4 tRNA genes are annotated in these 464 nt (G+C 50.2%); all 4 read left to right on the top strand.

The window, feature by feature from the left end:
* Position 1: 1 nt before the first annotated feature.
* The 4 genes from CHH67_RS25790 to CHH67_RS25775 all read left to right on the top strand — a co-directional run bounded on the left by CHH67_RS25790 (position 2) and on the right by CHH67_RS25775 (position 445).
* Positions 2-93 (top strand) — tRNA-Ser (locus CHH67_RS25790).
* 13 nt (positions 94-106) lie between these two features.
* A tRNA-Glu gene (locus CHH67_RS25785) sits at positions 107-181 on the top strand.
* Positions 182-249: 68 nt separating this feature from the next.
* Positions 250-325: transfer RNA gene (locus tag CHH67_RS25780), tRNA-Val, on the top strand.
* Positions 326-368: 43 nt separating this feature from the next.
* Positions 369-445: transfer RNA gene (locus CHH67_RS25775), tRNA-Met, on the top strand.
* Positions 446-464: the final 19 nt, after the last annotated feature.

Below are 464 nucleotides of genomic sequence, written 5' to 3'. Positions count from 1 at the left end.
TGGAGAGGTGTCCGAGTTGGCCGAAGGAGCACGATTGGAAATCGTGTAGGCGTCACAAGCGTCTCGAGGGTTCGAATCCCTCTCTCTCCGCCAGTATTTTAAATATGGCCCGTTGGTCAAGGGGTTAAGACACCTCCCTTTCACGGAGGTAACAGGGGTTCGAATCCCCTACGGGTCACCATATTTCTTATTAGAAAAGACTTGATTTATAACCAGCTTTTTTGATATGATAATAGTCGTTGTTGTCCTGGAGGCTTAGCTCAGCTGGGAGAGCATCTGCCTTACAAGCAGAGGGTCGGGGGTTCGATCCCCTCAGCCTCCACCATTATACGACTTACGAAATGTGAAGAAGCAACCCTTTTTAATGACGCGGGGTGGAGCAGTTCGGTAGCTCGTCGGGCTCATAACCCGAAGGTCGCAGGTTCAAATCCTGCCCCCGCAACCAATTAATATCGCATAAGCGA

It is taken from the genome of Paenibacillus campinasensis (genome assembly GCF_002272015.1).
Classification (GTDB): domain Bacteria; phylum Bacillota; class Bacilli; order Paenibacillales; family Paenibacillaceae; genus Paenibacillus_AQ; species Paenibacillus_AQ campinasensis.
The sequence above is the reverse complement of the archived record's forward strand: the minus strand, read 5'-3'. Positions and strand labels throughout refer to the sequence as shown.